Origin of the sequence: Arthrobacter sp. G119Y2 (assembly GCF_038069765.1) — a bacterium.
GTDB lineage: Bacteria > Actinomycetota > Actinomycetes > Actinomycetales > Micrococcaceae > Arthrobacter_B.
The window spans coordinates 508457-525708 of record NZ_JBBPFS010000001.1 but is presented as its reverse complement, the minus strand read 5'-3'; the positions used below and the strand labels follow the sequence as shown (position 1 = coordinate 525708).

15 protein-coding genes are annotated in these 17252 nt (G+C 64.7%); 10 read left to right on the top strand and 5 right to left on the bottom strand.

All coding sequences use genetic code 11. The features are described 5' to 3' along the window. Positions 1-78: 78 nt before the first annotated feature. The 7 genes from WKB88_RS02515 to WKB88_RS02485 all read left to right on the top strand — a co-directional run bounded on the left by WKB88_RS02515 (position 79) and on the right by WKB88_RS02485 (position 7513). Positions 79-984 carry a dihydrodipicolinate synthase family protein gene (locus tag WKB88_RS02515; RefSeq protein ID WP_341392963.1) on the top strand — a complete coding sequence of 302 codons (906 nt, stop codon included), beginning with the start codon at positions 79-81 and terminating at the stop codon, positions 982-984. A 79-nt stretch (positions 985-1063) separates the two neighbouring features. Beyond that, a complete protein-coding gene (locus WKB88_RS02510) occupies positions 1064-2065 on the top strand; it encodes a proline racemase family protein (RefSeq protein ID WP_341392962.1) in 1002 nt (333 codons plus the stop codon). After that, on the top strand, positions 2062-3015 hold the full coding sequence (locus WKB88_RS02505) for an ornithine cyclodeaminase family protein (protein ID WP_341392961.1): 954 nt from the start codon (positions 2062-2064) through the stop codon (positions 3013-3015). The genes WKB88_RS02510 and WKB88_RS02505 overlap by 4 nt, the downstream gene beginning before the upstream one ends. A 40-nt stretch (positions 3016-3055) precedes the next feature. Next, the gene (locus tag WKB88_RS02500; protein ID WP_341392960.1) at positions 3056-4243 is read left to right on the top strand and encodes an NAD(P)/FAD-dependent oxidoreductase; all 1188 of its coding nucleotides are present in this window, start codon (positions 3056-3058) and stop codon (positions 4241-4243) included. Then, positions 4240-4587, top strand: coding sequence for a (2Fe-2S)-binding protein (locus tag WKB88_RS02495; RefSeq protein ID WP_341392959.1), 348 nt, complete (start codon positions 4240-4242; stop codon positions 4585-4587). Before WKB88_RS02500 ends, WKB88_RS02495 begins: the two co-directional genes overlap by 4 nt. Beyond that, positions 4584-6047: an NAD(P)/FAD-dependent oxidoreductase gene (locus tag WKB88_RS02490; RefSeq protein ID WP_341392958.1), complete on the top strand. Its 1464-nt coding sequence runs from the start codon at positions 4584-4586 to the stop codon at positions 6045-6047. The genes WKB88_RS02495 and WKB88_RS02490 overlap by 4 nt, the downstream gene beginning before the upstream one ends. Next, a complete protein-coding gene (locus tag WKB88_RS02485; RefSeq protein ID WP_341392957.1) occupies positions 6044-7513 on the top strand; it encodes an aldehyde dehydrogenase (NADP(+)) in 1470 nt (489 codons plus the stop codon). Before WKB88_RS02490 ends, WKB88_RS02485 begins: the two co-directional genes overlap by 4 nt. Positions 7514-7555: 42 nt before the next feature. Here WKB88_RS02485 and WKB88_RS02480 read toward each other — a convergent pair whose 3' ends face one another. Beyond that, the gene (locus WKB88_RS02480; RefSeq protein ID WP_341392956.1) at positions 7556-8230 is read right to left on the bottom strand and encodes a GntR family transcriptional regulator; all 675 of its coding nucleotides are present in this window, start codon (positions 8228-8230) and stop codon (positions 7556-7558) included. A 350-nt stretch (positions 8231-8580) separates the two neighbouring features. Beyond that, positions 8581-10356, bottom strand: a complete 1776-nt coding sequence (locus tag WKB88_RS02475) for an HNH endonuclease (RefSeq protein WP_341392955.1) — start codon at positions 10354-10356, stop codon at positions 8581-8583. A 682-nt stretch (positions 10357-11038) separates the two neighbouring features. Between WKB88_RS02475 and WKB88_RS02470 the strand changes: the two genes are divergently transcribed. The 3 genes from WKB88_RS02470 to WKB88_RS02460 all read left to right on the top strand — a co-directional run bounded on the left by WKB88_RS02470 (position 11039) and on the right by WKB88_RS02460 (position 12801). Continuing rightward, positions 11039-11554: a DUF4334 domain-containing protein gene (locus WKB88_RS02470; RefSeq protein ID WP_445818860.1), complete on the top strand. Its 516-nt coding sequence runs from the start codon at positions 11039-11041 to the stop codon at positions 11552-11554. Positions 11555-11619: 65 nt separating this feature from the next. Continuing rightward, positions 11620-12495, top strand: coding sequence for a putative protein N(5)-glutamine methyltransferase (locus WKB88_RS02465; RefSeq protein WP_341392953.1), 876 nt, complete (start codon positions 11620-11622; stop codon positions 12493-12495). Between the two features lie 39 nt (positions 12496-12534). Further along, on the top strand, positions 12535-12801 hold the full coding sequence (locus WKB88_RS02460) for a hypothetical protein (protein WP_341392952.1): 267 nt from the start codon (positions 12535-12537) through the stop codon (positions 12799-12801). 26 nt (positions 12802-12827) lie between these two features. Here WKB88_RS02460 and WKB88_RS02455 read toward each other — a convergent pair whose 3' ends face one another. The 3 genes from WKB88_RS02455 to WKB88_RS02445 form a co-directional block, all read right to left on the bottom strand. Further along, a complete protein-coding gene (locus WKB88_RS02455) occupies positions 12828-15323 on the bottom strand; it encodes an alpha/beta fold hydrolase (protein ID WP_341392951.1) in 2496 nt (831 codons plus the stop codon). A 107-nt stretch (positions 15324-15430) separates the two neighbouring features. After that, positions 15431-16018, bottom strand: a complete 588-nt coding sequence (locus WKB88_RS02450; RefSeq protein ID WP_341392950.1) for a DJ-1/PfpI family protein — start codon at positions 16016-16018, stop codon at positions 15431-15433. Beyond that, positions 16018-17082, bottom strand: a complete 1065-nt coding sequence (locus WKB88_RS02445; RefSeq protein WP_341392949.1) for an alanine racemase — start codon at positions 17080-17082, stop codon at positions 16018-16020. Before WKB88_RS02445 ends, WKB88_RS02450 begins: the two co-directional genes overlap by 1 nt. Positions 17083-17252: the final 170 nt, after the last annotated feature.

The following is a 17252-nucleotide window of genomic DNA, read 5'->3' as shown; positions in this document are numbered from 1 at the left end:
GATGTGACATTGCCCACGGAGTTCCAGAATTCCTACCGCACTTCGGCTGCATTCCCCTGTTTTTCCCGAAAGGACACCATGACCGAGAACCGCAAACCCTGGCACGGCGTACTCGTTGCCACGGCCATTCCCCTGAACGATGATCTCTCCATTGACTACGACGGCTTCGCGGAACACGTGCGGTTTCTCGCTGACAACGGCTGCGACGGCGTGGCTCCGAACGGATCGCTCGGGGAATACCAGACGTTGAGCGAAGAGGAACGCGCCCGGGTAATTCAGACCGCCGTGGACGCTTCCCCGGAAGGCTTTACCGTCATGGCGGGGGTAGGCGCCTACGGCGGCCTGCAGTCCCAGAAATGGGCCGAGCAGGCCGCAGAAGCCGGTGCCGGCGCCCTGATGCTGCTTCCGCCGAACTCCTACCGCGCCAACGACGACGAAGTGCTTGAACACTACCGCCTCGCCGCCAAAGCCGGACTTCCGATCGTGGCCTACAACAACCCCATCGACACCAAGGTGGATTTGACCCCCAACCTGATCGCCCGCTTGTACAACGAAGGCCTCATTGTCGGCGTCAAGGAGTTCACCGGAGACGTGCGCCGGGCCTACGAGATAAAGGAACTGGCGCCGGGAATGGACTTGTTGATCGGGACCGACGACACCGTTCTGGAAATGGGCATCGCCGGAGCAGTCGGGTGGGTGGCCGGCTATCCCAACGCCATTCCCCAGTCCACGGTGGAGCTCTACAACCTGTCTACCTCCGGGAACATTTCGGACCTGCCCCGGGCCCGCGAGATCTACCAGGACCTTCATTCCCTCCTGCGGTGGGACAGCAAAACCGAATTCGTCCAGGCCATCAAACTCTCGATGGACGTTGCCGGCCGCAAGGGCGGCCCGTGCCGGCCACCGCGCGGCCCCCTGTCCGACGCTGTACGTGAAGCCGTCATCCGGGACACCGAAGCCGCACTCGCCAAGGGATACAAGTAAGCTCATCTCCGCCATGCGGTGCGTCCCGGGTCACACCTCGGGGCGCACCGCCCCCAAGATTCTAAGGAACGCCTGCGTCATGAGAACCAGCCGTATTTTCCACGCCGTGGACTCGCACACCGAGGGCATGCCCACCCGGGTCATTACCGGCGGGATCGGCACCATCCCGGGCGCCACCATGGCGGAACGCCGGCTGTGGTTCCTGGAGCATAACGACTCGATCCGCACTCTGCTGATGACCGAACCGCGAGGGCACGCATCCATGAGCGGAGCGATCCTTCAGCCCTCCACCCGCCCGGATGCTGATTATGGCGTCCTGTACATCGAGGTTTCCGGACTGCTGCCCATGTGCGGGCACGGCACGATCGGCGTCGCCACCGTTCTGGTCGAAACCGGCATGGTGGAAGTGCACGAGCCGTTCACTACGGTACGGCTGGACACCCCTGCCGGGCTTGTCATCGCCGATGTCGCAGTGCGCGACGGGCGGGCGGAATCCGTGACAATTACCAACGTTCCCTCCTACGTGGACCGCTTGGACGCCGTCGTGCAAGTCCCCGGCTACGGCCGGGTGCAGTATGACGTGGCGTTCGGGGGAAACTTCTACGCCTTTGTCTCATTGGATTCGCTGGGGCTGCCCTTCGAACGGGAACGCAAGGATGACCTGCTTCGTGCAGGCCTGGCCATCATGGATGCAATCAACGCAGACAACGAACCGGTGCACCCCGAACGGAGCGATATCCGCGGGTGCCACCACGTGTATCTGGAGGCCCCCGGGTCAACAGCCGTGCATTCCCGCCATGCCATGGCCATCCACCCCGGCTGGTTTGACCGCTCCCCCTGCGGCACCGGGACAAGCGCCCGGATGGCTCAACTGCATGCGCGCAAGGAATTGACCACGGATACGGACTTCCTGAACGAGTCCTACATCGGGTCCCGCTTCATCGGAAGACTTATCGGAGAAACAACTGTTGCCGGTATCCCTGCCGTCATCCCCACCGTTACCGGACGGGCCTGGCTGACCGGAACCGCCCAGTACTTCCTGGACCCGTCCGATCCCTTCCCGGAAGGATTCCTGCTGTGACCATCCCCTATTACGACGGCGCCGCTGTGCGGGCTGCCGCCCCATTTCCCGCCGCTGTCACCGCTTTGGAAAATGCGCTGCGGAGTTCAGTGGATCCTGAGGAGGACAGCCCCCGCCTCTTCAGCCCTTCTCCGGCCGGAGAATTCCTGATTATGCCAACCAGCGGAGCCCGCTACAGCGGCGTCAAGGTCCTGACCGTGGCACCGTCCAACCCGGAACTCGGGCTGAATAAAATCCAGGGCGTCTATGTTCTCTTTGACTCCAGTACCTCGGCGCCGCTGGCGACGATGGACGGGACGGAACTGACAGCGGTGCGCACTCCTGCCACAACCCTGCTGGCCGTGCGGCACATGGCTGAAGCTGCTCCCGTCTCGGCGCCGTTCCCCACCGACCCGCTGTTTGTTGTCTTCGGCGCCGGAGTACAGGCGCTGAACCATATACGCGCGGCCAGGGCACTGTTTCCGACGGCCCGGTTCGCCGTCGTCGGGCGCCGTCCCGACCGGGTTCGGGGCCTGATCCGGGAGCTGGACAGCGAAGGGATCGCCGTTACCGAAGGAACGGAAGCACTGGTCCCGGAAGCTGACGTCCTGCTGTGCCTGACGACGTCGACGATCCCGCTTTTCGACGGTTCCCTGCCGGCAGCCAACGCCATTGTTGCATCCGTGGGCCAGCATGGTCTCGACGCGAGGGAAGTGGATGCCACGCTGGTCCTGAGAAGCGACGTAGTGGTGGAGGGCCGGGCTTCGGCCTGGCGGGAAAGCGGAGACCTCATTCCTGCCCGAAGCGTTGCGCAGTGGCAGCAGATGCCGCCGGTCAACCTGCGCGAGCTCGTGCAGGGAAAACTGGTCCGCACCCCCGGCCGTCCCTGCCTCTACTCGGGGGTGGGCATGGCCTGGCAGGATCTGGTGACGGCAGCACTGGTGTTCAAGGCACCCGGATCAACGTCATGATCCGGAATCATTCCCCCGCAACTGCCAAGGAGGTGCCGGCGTGAACGCTCCCGCCGACGTCGTCATCATCGGTGCCGGCGTCATCGGTGCCGCTACCGCTTACTTTGCCAGCCGCAAGGGCCTGCGGGTCACGGTCCTGGATCAGGGCGCGCCCGGCAGCGGCACATCTTCAGCCTGCGAAGGAAACATCCTGGTTTCGGACAAGGAACTCGGTCCGGAACTCGAACTGACCCGCTACTCACTCAGTGTCTGGCACGGTGACTTGGAGGAGCACAAAGGCCTGTGGGAATTTGAGGCCAAGGGCGGGGTGATCGTTGCCTCTCGGGAGAGCAGCCTGGAATCCCTGAACCGGGTGATGGCCGCCCAGTCCGGCTTCGGCGTGTCCGTTGTGCCCCTGGATGCCGCCGAACTGCGCGGGCTCGAACCCAACATCAATCCGGCTGCGCTTGGCGGGGCGAGCTACCCGGAGGATTGCCAGGTGCAACCCATGCTGGTGGTCGCCCATCTGCTCCGTCTGGCCCGCCAAAACGGCGCGGTAGTGATACCCAATACCAAGGTCACCGGATTCCTGCGCCGCGGAGATTCCGTCATTGGGGTACGGACTGCCACAGGGATCTTCCACGCCGGCGCCGTCGTGAACTGCGCCGGAACATGGGCCGGACAGCTGGCAGCACTGGCAGGCGTCAGGGTTCCGGTTCTCCCGCGGCGCGGTTTTGTGATGGTCACCGAGCCTCTTGCGCCCATGGTCCATCACAAGGTTTACGCAGCGGAATACATCGATAACGTGGGCAGCTCCGACGCCGGCCTCCAGACTTCCCCGGTGGTTGAAGGTACGGCATCCGGCACTATCCTGATTGGCTCCAGCCGTGAGCGCGTGGGATTCGATGCCAGGGTCAGCGCAGAGGCACTGCAAAAAATGGCCTCCAACGCCCTGGAGCTGTTCCCATTCCTGGAACGCGTGAAGGTCCTGCGCCACTACCACGGCTTCCGTCCGTACTGCCCTGACCATTTGCCTGTCATCGGGCCCGACGAACGGGCACCGGGACTGTGGCATTCGGCCGGGCATGAAGGAGCCGGGATTGGGCTTTCGGCCGGAACGGGAAAGCTGCTCGCTCAGGCCCTGGCCGGAGAAGCCACCGACCTGCCGCTGGATGCTTTTGCACCAGCGCGCTTTGGTGAGCCAGCACCGGCCTCAGCCTTTTCAGCCCGAGAGGAGACCCCAGCATGAAGCAGCGCAGAACGCCCGCAACAACGGAGCCGGACCATATCCCGGCCGTGGTGCGCGCAGATTTTGAAGGCAGGGCCATTCAGGCCGAAGCGGGACAAAGTGTGGGCGCAGCGCTCATCGGTGCAGGCATCACTGCCTGGCGTGGAACCCGGGGCGCGGGTCGTCCTCGTGGCCTGTTCTGCGGCATCGGCGTTTGTTATGACTGCCTCGTAACGATTAACGGACAACCTAACCAGCGCGCCTGCCTGGCCGAAGTAGCCGAAGGCATGAAAATTCGCGGCACGCTCACGCGCAATTCCGATGCATTCTCTGGGCAGGTACCGGCCAAAGGACCCCGCGAATGAGCCCGAAAGTTACAGCAGCGGTGGTGGTTGTTGGTGCAGGTCCCGCCGGCTTGGCCGCTGCAGCAGCTGCAGTTGACCGCGGCGTCAGCGTGGTGGTGATTGACAGCGGTGCCCAGCCGGGCGGGCAATACTGGCGGCACCGGTCCGAAAGCAGTTTTCCGGATCCGGACGGAGCGGGCCACCACGGTTGGAGGACCTACCGTGGTCTGCGCCGACGTTTTGACGCCGCCGTCGCGGACGGTCGGCTCAGGTACTTTCCCGGCCAGCAGGTGTGGATGGCACAACACTCAGCGGAGGGTTTTGTTCTGCGCACCAGCCCTGTAGTCGATTCGACAACGGAGGGGATATCCGTAATCGCCCCCAAGGCAGTACTGTGCACCGGCGGATACGACCGTCAGCTGCCCGTGCCCGGCTGGGACCTCCCGGGAGTGATGGCAGCCGGCGGAATTCAGGGTTTCATCAAAGCCAACGGCATGCTGCCCGGTAAACGGTTTGTCGTCGCGGGTACCGGTCCGTTCCTCCTCTCCGTGGCTGCCGGTATTGCTGCGACCGGTGGCAAGGTCCTCGGAGTTTATGATTCAGCGGCTCTGACCAATTGGCTGCCCCATCTCCCTGCCGCCGCACTGGTCCCCGAAAAGGCAATAGAGGGAGCGGAGTATGCCGGCGTCTTTGCCCGTCACCGGATTCCCTTACGTACCCGTACCGTGGTCACGGAAGTGTTGGGCGCAGACCGGGTGCAGGGGGTACGGACCGCCCGGGTCGATGAGCGGGGCCGGGTCCGTCCCGGAACCGAGCGGACGATACACCATGTGGACACGGTCGGCTTCGGCTGGGGGTTCACCCCGCAACTTGAGCTCCCAACAGCCCTGGGCGTGCAGACCACCATCGATGCTGACGGATCGCTCGTCGGGATGGTGAACGACTCCCAGGAGTCCAGCGTCCCCGGCCTCTTTCTTGCAGGCGAGATCACCGGCGTCGGCGGAGCGATGTTGTCCGTGCTGGAGGGGGATACCGCCGGCACAGCTGCCGCCCTCAGCTTGGCTGGAGCTTCCGCTTCACCGCGCCGGGACCGGAAGCAGGCTTACCGGCGGTTTGCAGCCGCGATGCATGCAGCCCATCCCATCCCACCGGCGTGGCCCCAGTGGCAGCGCCCGGACACCCTTCTCTGCCGCTGTGAGGAAGTCACGGTCGGAGAAGCGCAGAATGCTCTCCAAACGCTCGGCGCCTCGGATTCCCGAACTCTGAAGTCACTGACCCGCACCGGAATGGGGTGGTGCCAGGGCCGGGTCTGCGGCTTTGCCGCCGGCTGCCTGACTGCAGGTCTGGAAGCAGCTCCGTCGGCGGTTTCGCTGGCTTCTGCTGCCAAGCGCCCGTTGGCCGCCCCCGTCAGCTTGGGAGACCTAGCCGCCCTGACCGACCCAATAAATTCACCCCCTAGCAGAACGGAGTCTCCGGCATGACCGAAGTATCTCTTTCCCGTCCCGCAGCGACCACTGAGGCAGAACTTGAGATCGTGCTGGCGGCCGCCTCGGCAGCCGCGGCGCCACTGGGCGCCTTCCGGCCCAGCGAACGGGCAGCATTCCTAGACGCTGCCGCGGATGCCCTCAATGCCGCAGCCCCTGAGCTGGTCCCGGTAGGCATGCGAGAAACACATCTGCCTGAAGCTCGCCTCAAGGGCGAACTCAAACGCACCACGTTCCAGCTGCAGCTTTTTGCGCAGGTGTTGCGCGACGGCAGCTACCTCGACGCCAGGATCGACCACGCTGATCCAGACTGGCCGATGGGTGCACCTCGGCCGGATCTTCGGCGTGTATTGGAACCGCTTGGGCCCGTGGTTGTCTTTGCTGCCAGCAACTTCCCGTTTGCCTTTTCCGTTGCGGGCGGAGACACCGCCTCAGCTCTGGCAGCAGGCAATCCCGTGGTGTTGAAGGCACACTCCGGGCATCCGGAGCTCTCTGCCCTTACCGCGGCCGTCCTGACGGGTGCCCTCACAGATGCAGGTGCTCCGCAGGGAACCTTTGCCGTAGTTTACGGAACCGCAGCTGGCCGCGAAGCGCTCACCGACCCGCGGGTGAGAGCCGGATCTTTCACCGGTTCGATCAGCGGCGGCCGGGCTCTGTTCGATTTGGCGGCTTCGCGGCCTGAGCCCATTCCGTTCTTCGGGGAGCTGGGCAGCAACAACCCAGTCTTTGTCACCGAAGCAGCAGCAGCTGAGCGCGGGGCAGACATTGCGGCCGCTTTTGTTGCATCCTTCTCGGCAGGCGCGGGCCAGTTCTGCACGAAGCCCGGTACCTTCTTTGTTCCAGCCGGGTCCGGCCTGGTGGAACAGCTGCGCGCAGCGGCGCTGCCCGCAGCCGCGCCGCTCCTTAACCAGCGCATTCAGGACGGCTATCTGGAGGTGTTCCAAGAGCTCGCGGGCCACCCGGAGATTGGCACCTTGGTGCAAGGGCAGGACCCGCTCACCGATCCGCCGAGCCCGACGCTCCTGCTGACTACGGCCGAACAGATGCTCACTGACCCCCGCAGCTTTCAGACCGAGTGTTTTGGCCCGACAGCACTGGTGGTGGAGTACTCTTCCGAAGCTCAGCTTGTACCCTTGGCGGAGAGTTTCGAAGGTCAGTTGACGGCCACGGTCCACGGAACTGACACCTGCCCCGTCCAGGAGCTGATCACCGTCCTGGCCCGCAAGGCTGGCCGGGTGCTGTGGAATGACTGGCCGACCGGCGTTTCGGTCACCTATGCTCAGCAGCACGGCGGTCCCTACCCGGCCACCACTGCCAGCGGATCCACGTCGGTCGGCACTGCGGCCATTGGCCGTTTCCTGCGTCCGGTGGCATATCAGGGGTTCCCGCCCCATCTGCTGCCGGAAGCTTTGCAGGAGGCCAATCCACTAAATCTGCCACGGATGGTGGACGGTAAGCGGTAGGTTAGGGGTCCGCCAACGACTTCACAGGCGAAGCCGCCGGTTCTAGGAGACCGGCGGCTTCGCCCACATTTCCCGGACCTTTAAGATGTGGGACCGCATCAGCTCTTCCAGCTCTTCTGCCCGGCCCTGCTCAATGAGGTCAACCATTTTCACGTGTTCCTCCGCTGAGGGGCTCAGCTCGCCGCGTTCAACCAGAGCATTGAGCCCCAGGAGGCGGCTGTGGGACCGCAGGTCGGCAACCAGCTCCACGAGCCGGCGGTTACCGCTGTAGTCAAGCAAGCGGAGATGGAACTCACGATCAGCGTCCGTGTAGCCTACAAGGTCTGCCGCTGCTGCCCGGTCAACAATTTGCTGTGCCATCTCACGCAGCCGCGGCAGGTCCGCAGCGGGAACATCGGGGACAATGCTACGTACCACGGGCGGTTCGAGAAGCAGCCTGATCGCCGCCATCTGATCCAGATCTTCCTCCGACACCTCCGTAACGCGGAAGCCCTTGTTTGGTTCCACTGTAACCAGGTTCTCCCGTACGAGATCCAACATCGCCTCGCGCACGGGGGTGGCGGAAACACCGAAACGCGTCCCGAGGCTAGGTGCCGAATACACGACACCGGGCACCATCTCTCCCGAAATGATGGCAGCACGGAGAGCCCGCGCCACAGTCTCTCTCAGGTTGGTTTTCCTGATAACTGTAATCTGCGGCCGGTTCTCACTGGTCATTCGCTCTCCAACAAAAGGTGATCGGCTGATTGTCACAACCATGTGACACTCTACCGTCGACCGAGGGCTGCGGCGTCCCGGTGCCGGTGCCGGTGCCTCTTCAGTTTGCACCTTCGAAGAGCCACCCATTGCCGGCGCAGGAGGATTCCGGGAGAGACTAGGTAACAAAGCGGGCCTGCAGATCACTCAGTTACTACGCTTCAGAGACAGTTTCCGATCGGGCGGCGGCGTGGAGCGGAGTGCTCGCATAACCACTTTTCAGATTTGCCTGCCTCATTTGTGGCCCCACCTGGTGGACTGCCTCTATTCCGCAAGTTGCCCGGCATAATCGAATCTCTGCATGGAAGGAATCACACGTGAATCGCGGGAAGGGATGGAGCCGTTGACGTGTAGACGTGTCCGGTGGGTGTCACGGTGTTGACGCTGTGCCGATTCGGCGGCGGCTGGTTCTTACCGCCGGATTCCTTGGCGAACACGGGCTGGAGAACTGAGGGGCGTGCTTCCCAGCCTGGTGCTTCCTTGGCCTGGTTGCAGGCCTGGCACAGTCCCTGGATGTTCTCGGCACTGGTGGGTCCGCCCTCGCGTGCGGGGGTGATGTGGTCGTAGTGTCGGATGGGTGCTCCGCACCACGGGGTCCGGCAAACCTGGTCCCGTGCTGCGATCAGCCGGGCCAGGCCGCGGGGTACCAGCCGGGCCCGGGAATCCATCGCGGTGAGCTGTCCGGTGTCCGGTGTGACGTAGAGGCGGCGGAGCCAGACTTCGGTGCGCGGATCCGGGCGGGCCGGAGGCGTACCCCAACAGGCGCCGGTACTGCCGGTGCTGCCGGTACTGTCAGGTGATCTATCCGGATGGTCCGGCGCTGCTTCCGCTGGGTTTGGTCCGCGGATCAAGTCCCTGGCCCACTGCGCCGGAACGATCCCGTAACCGGCCAGAATCGCCGGCTCCGCCCCGTCCGGAACAAAGGAGCCTGCGGCTTCTAATGACTCTCCGCTTTGGTCCTGACGCTGACTCTGGCTCTGGCTCTGGCTCTGGCTCCGGCCCCGGTACTGGCTGTGGCTTTGGTTCCGGCGGCTGCCCTGTTCAGGACCAAGATTCTGCCACGGCGCCCTGCTTCGCCGCAGCCGCTCTCCCTGGAAGCTGCCCGGGTCCGGTTCCGGCTGGCCCTGGTGCCGTTCCTGTTTCCGCTGAGCCTTGTCCTTCTGCGGCAGGATTCCGTCTTCCGGCGGCCGGATTCCGTGCAGCAGAGCCCGATCCGTCATGATCAGCTGCACCTCAACCCGAACATCCTCCGCCCGAGCCTGCCCCGTGGTGCGTTCCACGAACGTGTCAGCCATGATCTGACCCTTCGACCGCGGATCCCCCGTTGCCCGGAGCCTGTCCGCTTCCCGCGTCAGGGCCGCATACACGCCCACTCCCTGGGCGACCGGCAGCAGGGCCGTCACCCAGGTCATGGTGTCCGGTGCCGGCCGGCAGGACACAAACCGCTCCGAGACCGCATGCGCGGCACGTTTCACCACCGCATGCGGATCCAGACCGTAGGACAGGGACTTGATCCTCGCGATCAGCTGCCGGTCCCCGAGCTGCTCCAACTCACCCGGATTCCCGGCCACCAGTTCATCAACCTTTTGCCGGTCGGCCAGGGACAGGCAGGCGGTTTCCCGGACCAGGATCGTGGCCCGCCACTCACTGATCACCCCGAGGGTCAGGGCGTGCAGGGTATGGGGCATTTCCGTGGTGAGGATTCGTGCCAGGCCCAGCAGCTTCGCCCCGTTGTGCGGGGATTCCCTCCGGGCCAGGGCGATCTGCGCGGCAACACCCTTCCCCAGCTGATCAGCCTTCAGCCCGGCGGCGGCCTGGGCGGTGCGGATGGAAGCATCAAAGGCAGCCGCGGCACGGGCCTGCGCAGCCGTGATGACATTCTTGAGGTCCTCCAGAGCACGGATCTCATCGATCAGCCGCACCCGCTCCGCCGTCTCCAGCGCCGCAGGGTTCCCTGCCGGTTCGAACGCTGCCGGGCACTTGGCGGGTTCCGAAGCTTTCGCCGATCCCGCTGTTGCCGGAGAGCCGGCAGTAGTGGCCGCTTCGCTTCGGGTGGCCGGGTTCCTGTTTCGAGCGGCTGGGGTCAAGGTCTGGTTCTGAGCGGTTGACGCCCGAGGCGAAGCACCGCGAGTAGAAGTGGGGACAGAAGCGGGAGTGGAAGCCAAAGGGGTACTCCTGCCTTCGTCTTCAACAGCTGGGGAGTAGTACATGTCTTCTATTTTAGTGAAATAGACCACTGTTTCCGGGAAATCCACATACTGGTCAGATACTCCAAATTAACGTCGGCCCACTCGCGCGGTCTTAGCTTTCCATCTGTTCCGAGGCTCTCTGTCCACTCCCGAGCCCGGTTAGTCGGCCTCGGACGCCTCGAGCGAACTGTAGCTCCTTGTATATCTGCGAGCGCGCCAGCCGGGGATTACATTGGTTCCACGGGAGGCAGTGGCTCCCCGGGAAGGGGCTCCTCCAACGCACCGGCTCCGCAAGAAGAGGGTTCCCAGGCAACGGCCGGCCCCTCCCCGGAAAGGTACCTCCGGAAGGGGGTTCTCCAGGAAAGGTGGCTCTCTAGGCAGGTGGCTCTCTAGGAAGCCCACCCTTGGGAAACGAAGCGGCGAGGGGCGACAAGACGAAAGGACCAGCATGAGTCAACAACATCCAGATCAACAGACTCAACATCCGCTACAGACTCCGCATTCGGAACGGCATAATCCGGAACAGCAGACATCAGAACAGCGGACACCGAAAAAGACGCCGGCAGAACGGCTAAGCACCCTGAGCCGTGGCACAACAGCAGCCGAAGCGCTGGCCTTCTTCGATTCACTTCCTCCAGTTCGCTTAGACGAAGTGATCGGCGACTGGCACGGCGCCGACGTTCCAACAGGTCACCGGCTTGACGGTGCCCTGGGGCCGCTGGGTTGGCAGGGTAAGCGGTTCGAGGGCGCTGAGGCCGCTCGTCCGCTAATCTTCCGGACCGCGGCCGGTAAGGAGTTCGAGGTGAACCCGGGACTCGTCCCACTCCGGCTGGCACTGCGGATCGGACCGCTGGTGCACAAACATCCCGGCGCGGGAAGGGCTGCCCGTCCACTTCTCCAGCTGACCAGAACGGGCCGGCCCCGTGCACGGCTTCGAATGATGGAGTACCGCGGCGTAGTCTCCGCAACCATGATTTACGATGCGCTGCCTGTCAACGACGCCTTCCGGAAGGTAGACGCGAATACACTGCTGGGAGCCATGGACATGCGCAGGCCCGCAGCCCCCTTCATGTTCTCGCTTCACAGAACGCTGTAATCGAGGCAGAACCCATATCGACGCAGCCCATTGCCCTACCGGACGTGACCTGTGACAGTGTGCCGGTGGACTCAACAGTAAATCCGGTACCGGAACTCATTGCACGGCTACGGGCAGCCGGCTGTGTCTTTGCCGAAGAGGAAGCGGCCCTGCTCGCCGCCGAACCAGAAAATACCGAGATTCTGGAAGACAGGGTCAGGCGCCGCTGCGCCGGAATACCGCTGGAGCAGATCCTTGGCTGGTCCGAATTCTATGGACTACGGGTTCCGGTTGCGCCGGGCGTATTTGTACCCCGGCGCCGAACCGAACTCCTTGCCGACCGTGCCATTGCCGCCATCAGCCAGTTCACCGGACTCGCCGACGCTGCCGAACTCACCAAGACCGGGGAACGCTCCGGGCAAGCCGGGCATCCCCGTCCCCTGGTCGTTGAGCTCTGCTGCGGCTCAGGAGCCGTGACACTAGCGATATCCGGACATTCAGCTTCACCGTTTGAGGCGTATGCGGTGGACATCCACCCGGCCGCCGTACGGTGCGCCCGCCTGAATCTCACCGGCAAGGCCGCGGTTTTCGAGGGAGATCTGTTTTCGCCCCTCCCGCATGACCTGCGAGGCCGGGTCGACGTCGTCGTCGCCAACGCTCCGTATATTCCCACCGCGCAACTGAACACCATTCCGCGCGAGGCTCGGAACCATGAACCGGCAGCAACCCACGACGGCGGCAGCGACGGACTGGATGTCCTCCGGCGGATCATTGCCGGCGCCCCGGAATGGCTGAGCCGGGACGGCTGCCTGCTGCTGGAATGCAGTGAACGACAGGCCGAGGCTGTTGCACTGGTCATGGCTTCCCGCCGGTTGGCCCCGGAAATCGCCCGCAGGGAGGCCACCGACGCAACCGTTGTCATCGCCAAGAGGCAACTCTGCACTCCAGAGCCGCCGGAATAGGGAAGACTGGTAGTTCGCAATCTCCAAAGGTGGAACCACTTGATCAATCTTCAGCAGCGCCACGACGGCTTCATCCGCATGGACCGGCATTTCCCCCAGTCGGCCTCCGTCAGCATCACTTTCACCGACGGAACCACCGAGGTCATCACCGGCGCCCGGATCAACAAGGCATACGACGATGCCCTGGCGGTCTTCCGCGAAAAGAACGGCCTGGATGCCAAGGGATTCACCCGCATCGCGAAGAAGCGGGTCCTGGACAACAACAAGATTGACTTCGTTCCGGTGCACCCCGGCATGGGGCAGTAAGTCCGCTTCCTGAACCCGTAACGAGCTCACTGCCGCCGAGGCTGCAGTGCGCTTTTTGCGTTAACCTGCCGATGTGCAGCCAGATGCCCGGTAATGAGCCGCAGCAGCTCCGGCACGATGACCGGGTGGAAGTAGTGCCCCATCCCGGGAATGGTGACATGGCGGGACCCGGGCACCGCGGCGGCCGTTGCCGTTCCCCCGCTGGGATGGACTATGGGATCCCGGTCGCCGTGGATCACCAGAGTAGGAGCGATGATCCGGGCCAGATCACGTGTACGGTCCTGCGAGGCGTTGATAGCGCCGAGCTGGCGGGATCTTGCCGTCCCGCCGTCCGGGAAGGCGCCGCGGTCCCAGGCGAGGGCGGCCGCCGCGGTGTCGTTTGCTGTATCCGCAGGGTAGGTACGGCCGGCCAGATGCCGCATCATTCCCACTCGGGCCCGGATGAACTCTTCGCGGGACCGCGGAGGGCGGGCGACAAAACGCCGCTTGGTGGACAACGCCGCGGCACCGGTCTTTCGCGCACCTGTGGTGGAAATGATGGAGGTCAGGGTCAGTGCCCGGTCAGGGTGATGGGCAGCCACCGATTGGGCAATCATTCCGCCCAGCGACATTCCCGCAAGGTGGGCACGCGGCACGTCCAGATGGTCCAGAAGCGCGACGACGTCGTCGGCCATGTCTTCCAGGCGGTAGGCGCCCGGGAGTGGACGGGCCAAGGCCTGATCCAGCAGGGTGGGCGTGGGCGTGTTCATCCTGCTGGAACGGCCGGCGTCGCGGTTGTCCGGCCGGATCACCCGGTATCCCGCAGCCGCCAGGCCGTCCACAATCGACGCCGGCCAGGACGTGAGGTCCATCCCGAGCCCGGAGACGAGAACTACTGGTTCGCCGTCGGCAGGGCCGTCCACCCGGTAACACATCCGCACACCTGTCCGCAGGGTGGCGAAGCGGTCGGTTTCCGCATCGGCGGCCGTTTTCGCATCCCCCGCTGCTCCGGCCGCACCCGCCGCCGGCCCCTCAGACCCCGAAAAGTGCAGATGTTCGTCGACGAGGGCGCCCTTCTGCAGGTCTTTGCGGTCGGCAAGAAAGTTCATCGTCATTAGCCACGGGGCTTCCGTTCCCTGCCGGGGCAATGACTCCAGGCTCCGCTGCACGTAGCCCGCGCCGAAGTCCAGCAGCGGCCGTGTCTGCAGGCCTTCCGGCGTGACCGGCACTGCTGCGGAGTAGCCGTGGTGGTCCATGTGGGCGAGCAGACGGGAAAACCAGCGGGTCAGAAGCCCAATTTTCAGGGTCCAGGACGCGTTGGTGTAGCCGATGGCGAACGCCATGTTGGGCACACCGCTGAGCATGACGCCCCGGTACGCCACATGGTCGGCGAGATTCACGGGAACGCCGTCAAGACGCAGTTCCATTCCGCCCAGAATCTGAAGGGTAAAGCCGGTGGCAGTGACGATGACGTCCGCCGTCACTTCCTCCCCCGAAACCATGGTGATGCCGCGCTCAGTGAGCTCGGCGATCCGACCGGTGACGATGCCGGCCGAACCGCTGCGCAGGGCACCGAAGAAGTCGCCGTCAGGTACGGCGCACAGCCGCTGGTCCCAGGGCGCGTACGGCGGGTTCAGGTGCGTGTCCAGATCGAAGCCCGCTGGCAGTGCCTTGCCCTGGATGACCCTGATGACCCTGCGGGATGCGCGTGGCCAGCGTTGGCAGACGGACCAGATAAGCCGCTGCCGACGCGCACTGACCTCGGCCATGATGCGCCCGGTGCGTTCGGGGCCGACGACGCCGCACAGCCGCCGTGCGAGCGGATCCTCCGCCGGGATCGGGAGAATGTAGGTGGGGGTGCGCTGCACCATGGTCACGTGTGCACCCAAATCGGCCAGCGCGGGCACCAGCGTGACGGCTGTCGCTCCGCTGCCAATGACCGCTACCCGCTTTCCGCTCACCTTGAGGTCTTCGGGCCAGTGCTGCGGGTGCACGATGGTGCCGGGAAAGCGGTCAGCTCCCGGGAGGTCCGGCAGATAGCCCTTGTCGTAGGTGTAATATCCGGCGGCATTGAAGATCCAGTTGGCCGTGAACTCCAGAAACTCCCCGGTGCCCACCGGTTCCGCCCGGGTTCCGTCCGGACCGGGCTCGGGAGTCCGCGTCACCTCTGCTCGGATGTTCCAGCGCGAATCCCTGCTGGACCAGTCCGCCGAGACCACACGGCGGTGGTAGCGGATGAGGCGGTCAACCCCGTACTCGGCCGCTGTTTCTTCCAGGTACCGCAGGATGCTTGGCCCGTCCGCAATGGCCTTCTCTTCGCGCCAGGGACGGAAGTCATACCCAAAGGTGTACAGGTCCGAGTCGGAGCGAATGCCCGGATACCGGAAGAGGTCCCAGGTGCCGCCCGCTCGGCCCCGCGTCTCCAGCAGGGTTATGGAGCGGTCCGGGTGGTCAGTACGAAGGCGGCAGGCAGCGCCGATGCCGCTCAACCCGGCACCGATGATCAGCACGTCCAGGTGTTCCACGGTGTTTCCGGATGCCATGAGCACTCCCCCGTTGTTGGTCGCCGGCACGCCTTTATGCCGCTGAAACCGAGACTATCGGACCCCGCCGACATTCCCTGCGCATTCCGGGCAAGCCAACGGACAGGCTAGACCGGCGGCTCGGGATCGTACTGGATTCCGCGGCGCACCTCGCGGGCCCTATCCTCACCGGCGAGGCGGCGGACCAGATGCAGGGCCATGTCGATGCCGGCGCTGACGCCCGCGCTGGTGACGACGTCGCCGTCGTCGACCCAGCGCGCGTCCTGCCGCACGTCGATGCTGGGGTCCAGCTCAGCCAGCGTGGAGAGCGAGTCCCAGTAGCTGGTGGCCGGGCGTCCGGCGAGCAGGCCGGCGGCAGCGTACACAAGGCTTCCGGTGCAGACGCTGGTCATCAGCGGAACCTGCGAGCGCAGGCCGCGCATCCAGTCCAAATGGTCCTCGTCCTTGGCCAGGGCACGTGTTCCAAAACCGCCGGGATGAAGGAAAACGTCAAACTCCGGAGCGTCAGCACGGGACAGATGCGGGGTCAGGAGCATTCCCTTTGCCGCCATCACCGGTTTTCCGTCGGCTGAGAGCAGCGCGACGTCGTACCCGTCCTCCGGGTAATGCCGGGTCCAGTAGGCAAGCACCTCCCAGGGGCCGACGGCGTCGAGCTCTTCCACTCCGTCAAAAACCAGAATGCCGATGTGTTTCATTAGTTCATCCCCCGGGCGTCCACGGCCCACATAGTAGCGGCAGGATCCGGTGTGCCGGGGCCTGTAGATGACAGGACATAGTAGTTGTGCAGGTTCACCGCATTGCACGCATGGTTCGGCGCGACCAGCACCCGGGTGCCCAGTGCGGGCAGCGGGCCCGGGAGCTCCACCGTGGCGTGGTGCTCGGACGCGGCAACAATCCGGGCATCAGGATACTCGAGCAGCCGGCCGTATCCGGTGGTCCAGGCCGGCCGGTCGGCACCCAGTGTCTTCGTTCCCGAATCCAGAATGACCCGTCCCCCGGACTTGGAGACGACGGTGGCCGCCACGCTCAGGGCGATGTCCTCGGCAGCGCATGCTCCCAGTTCCAACTGCTGCGCATCATTAAAGACGTAGACTCCGGGCCGGATGTCGGTAAGCACCGGCTGAGCATGGGCGGCGGACGGGCTGGAGCCGCCGCTAACGGCGTCGGCAGCGGCACCGGCGGCCTTCGCTGCGGCGAGCGCCTCCGTCAGGGCAGCTGCCTCGTCGCCGGCAGCACCGTTTCCCTGTCCCGGAGCGTAACTGTGGCCGGGAAAGGTGAAAACGCCCGCCACTTTCAGGCCAAGGTTTCCAGCCTGTGCGGCAAGTTCACCGGCTGCGGCTGGAGTAAGGCCGCTGCGGTGGTGGCCGGAGTCCACCTCGATCATGACGTCCGCCGGGATCTTGAACTGCGCGAGCTGTTCAGCTGCCGGCAGGGACTCGACGCCGATACGCAGCTGCGTCCTCTCCGCCACGGCACGAAGCCGGCGTGCCCGCTCCTGGGTGACCCACAGCGGATACGCGATGAAAATACCGGGAACACCGAGCGCGGCAAAGACTTCAGCCTCACCCACCGTTGCGACCGTCAAGCCAGCCGCACCGGCGTCGAGCTGCCGCCGCGCAACCTCAAGCGACTTGTGCGTCTTTGCGTGCGGCCACAGGGCGAGCCCGCGGGCTTTGGCGGAACGCGCCATTCTGTCGATGTTGGCTGCCAGAATCACCGGGTCCAGCCTCAGATAGGGGGCATCTCTGTCGGGGTTCACTGAATTGTCCTTCCCTGCGGGCTCGGTTCGGATGTCCACTCGTCTTCGGTTACTTTCACCGCCGGCAGTTCCGCCCATTCAACACCAGCAACACCGGCGGTCCTGAAACGGCACGCGCAGCACCCACCCTCCCGCAGCATCCGGGCCCGCTCTACCGTTGAGGGATGGAC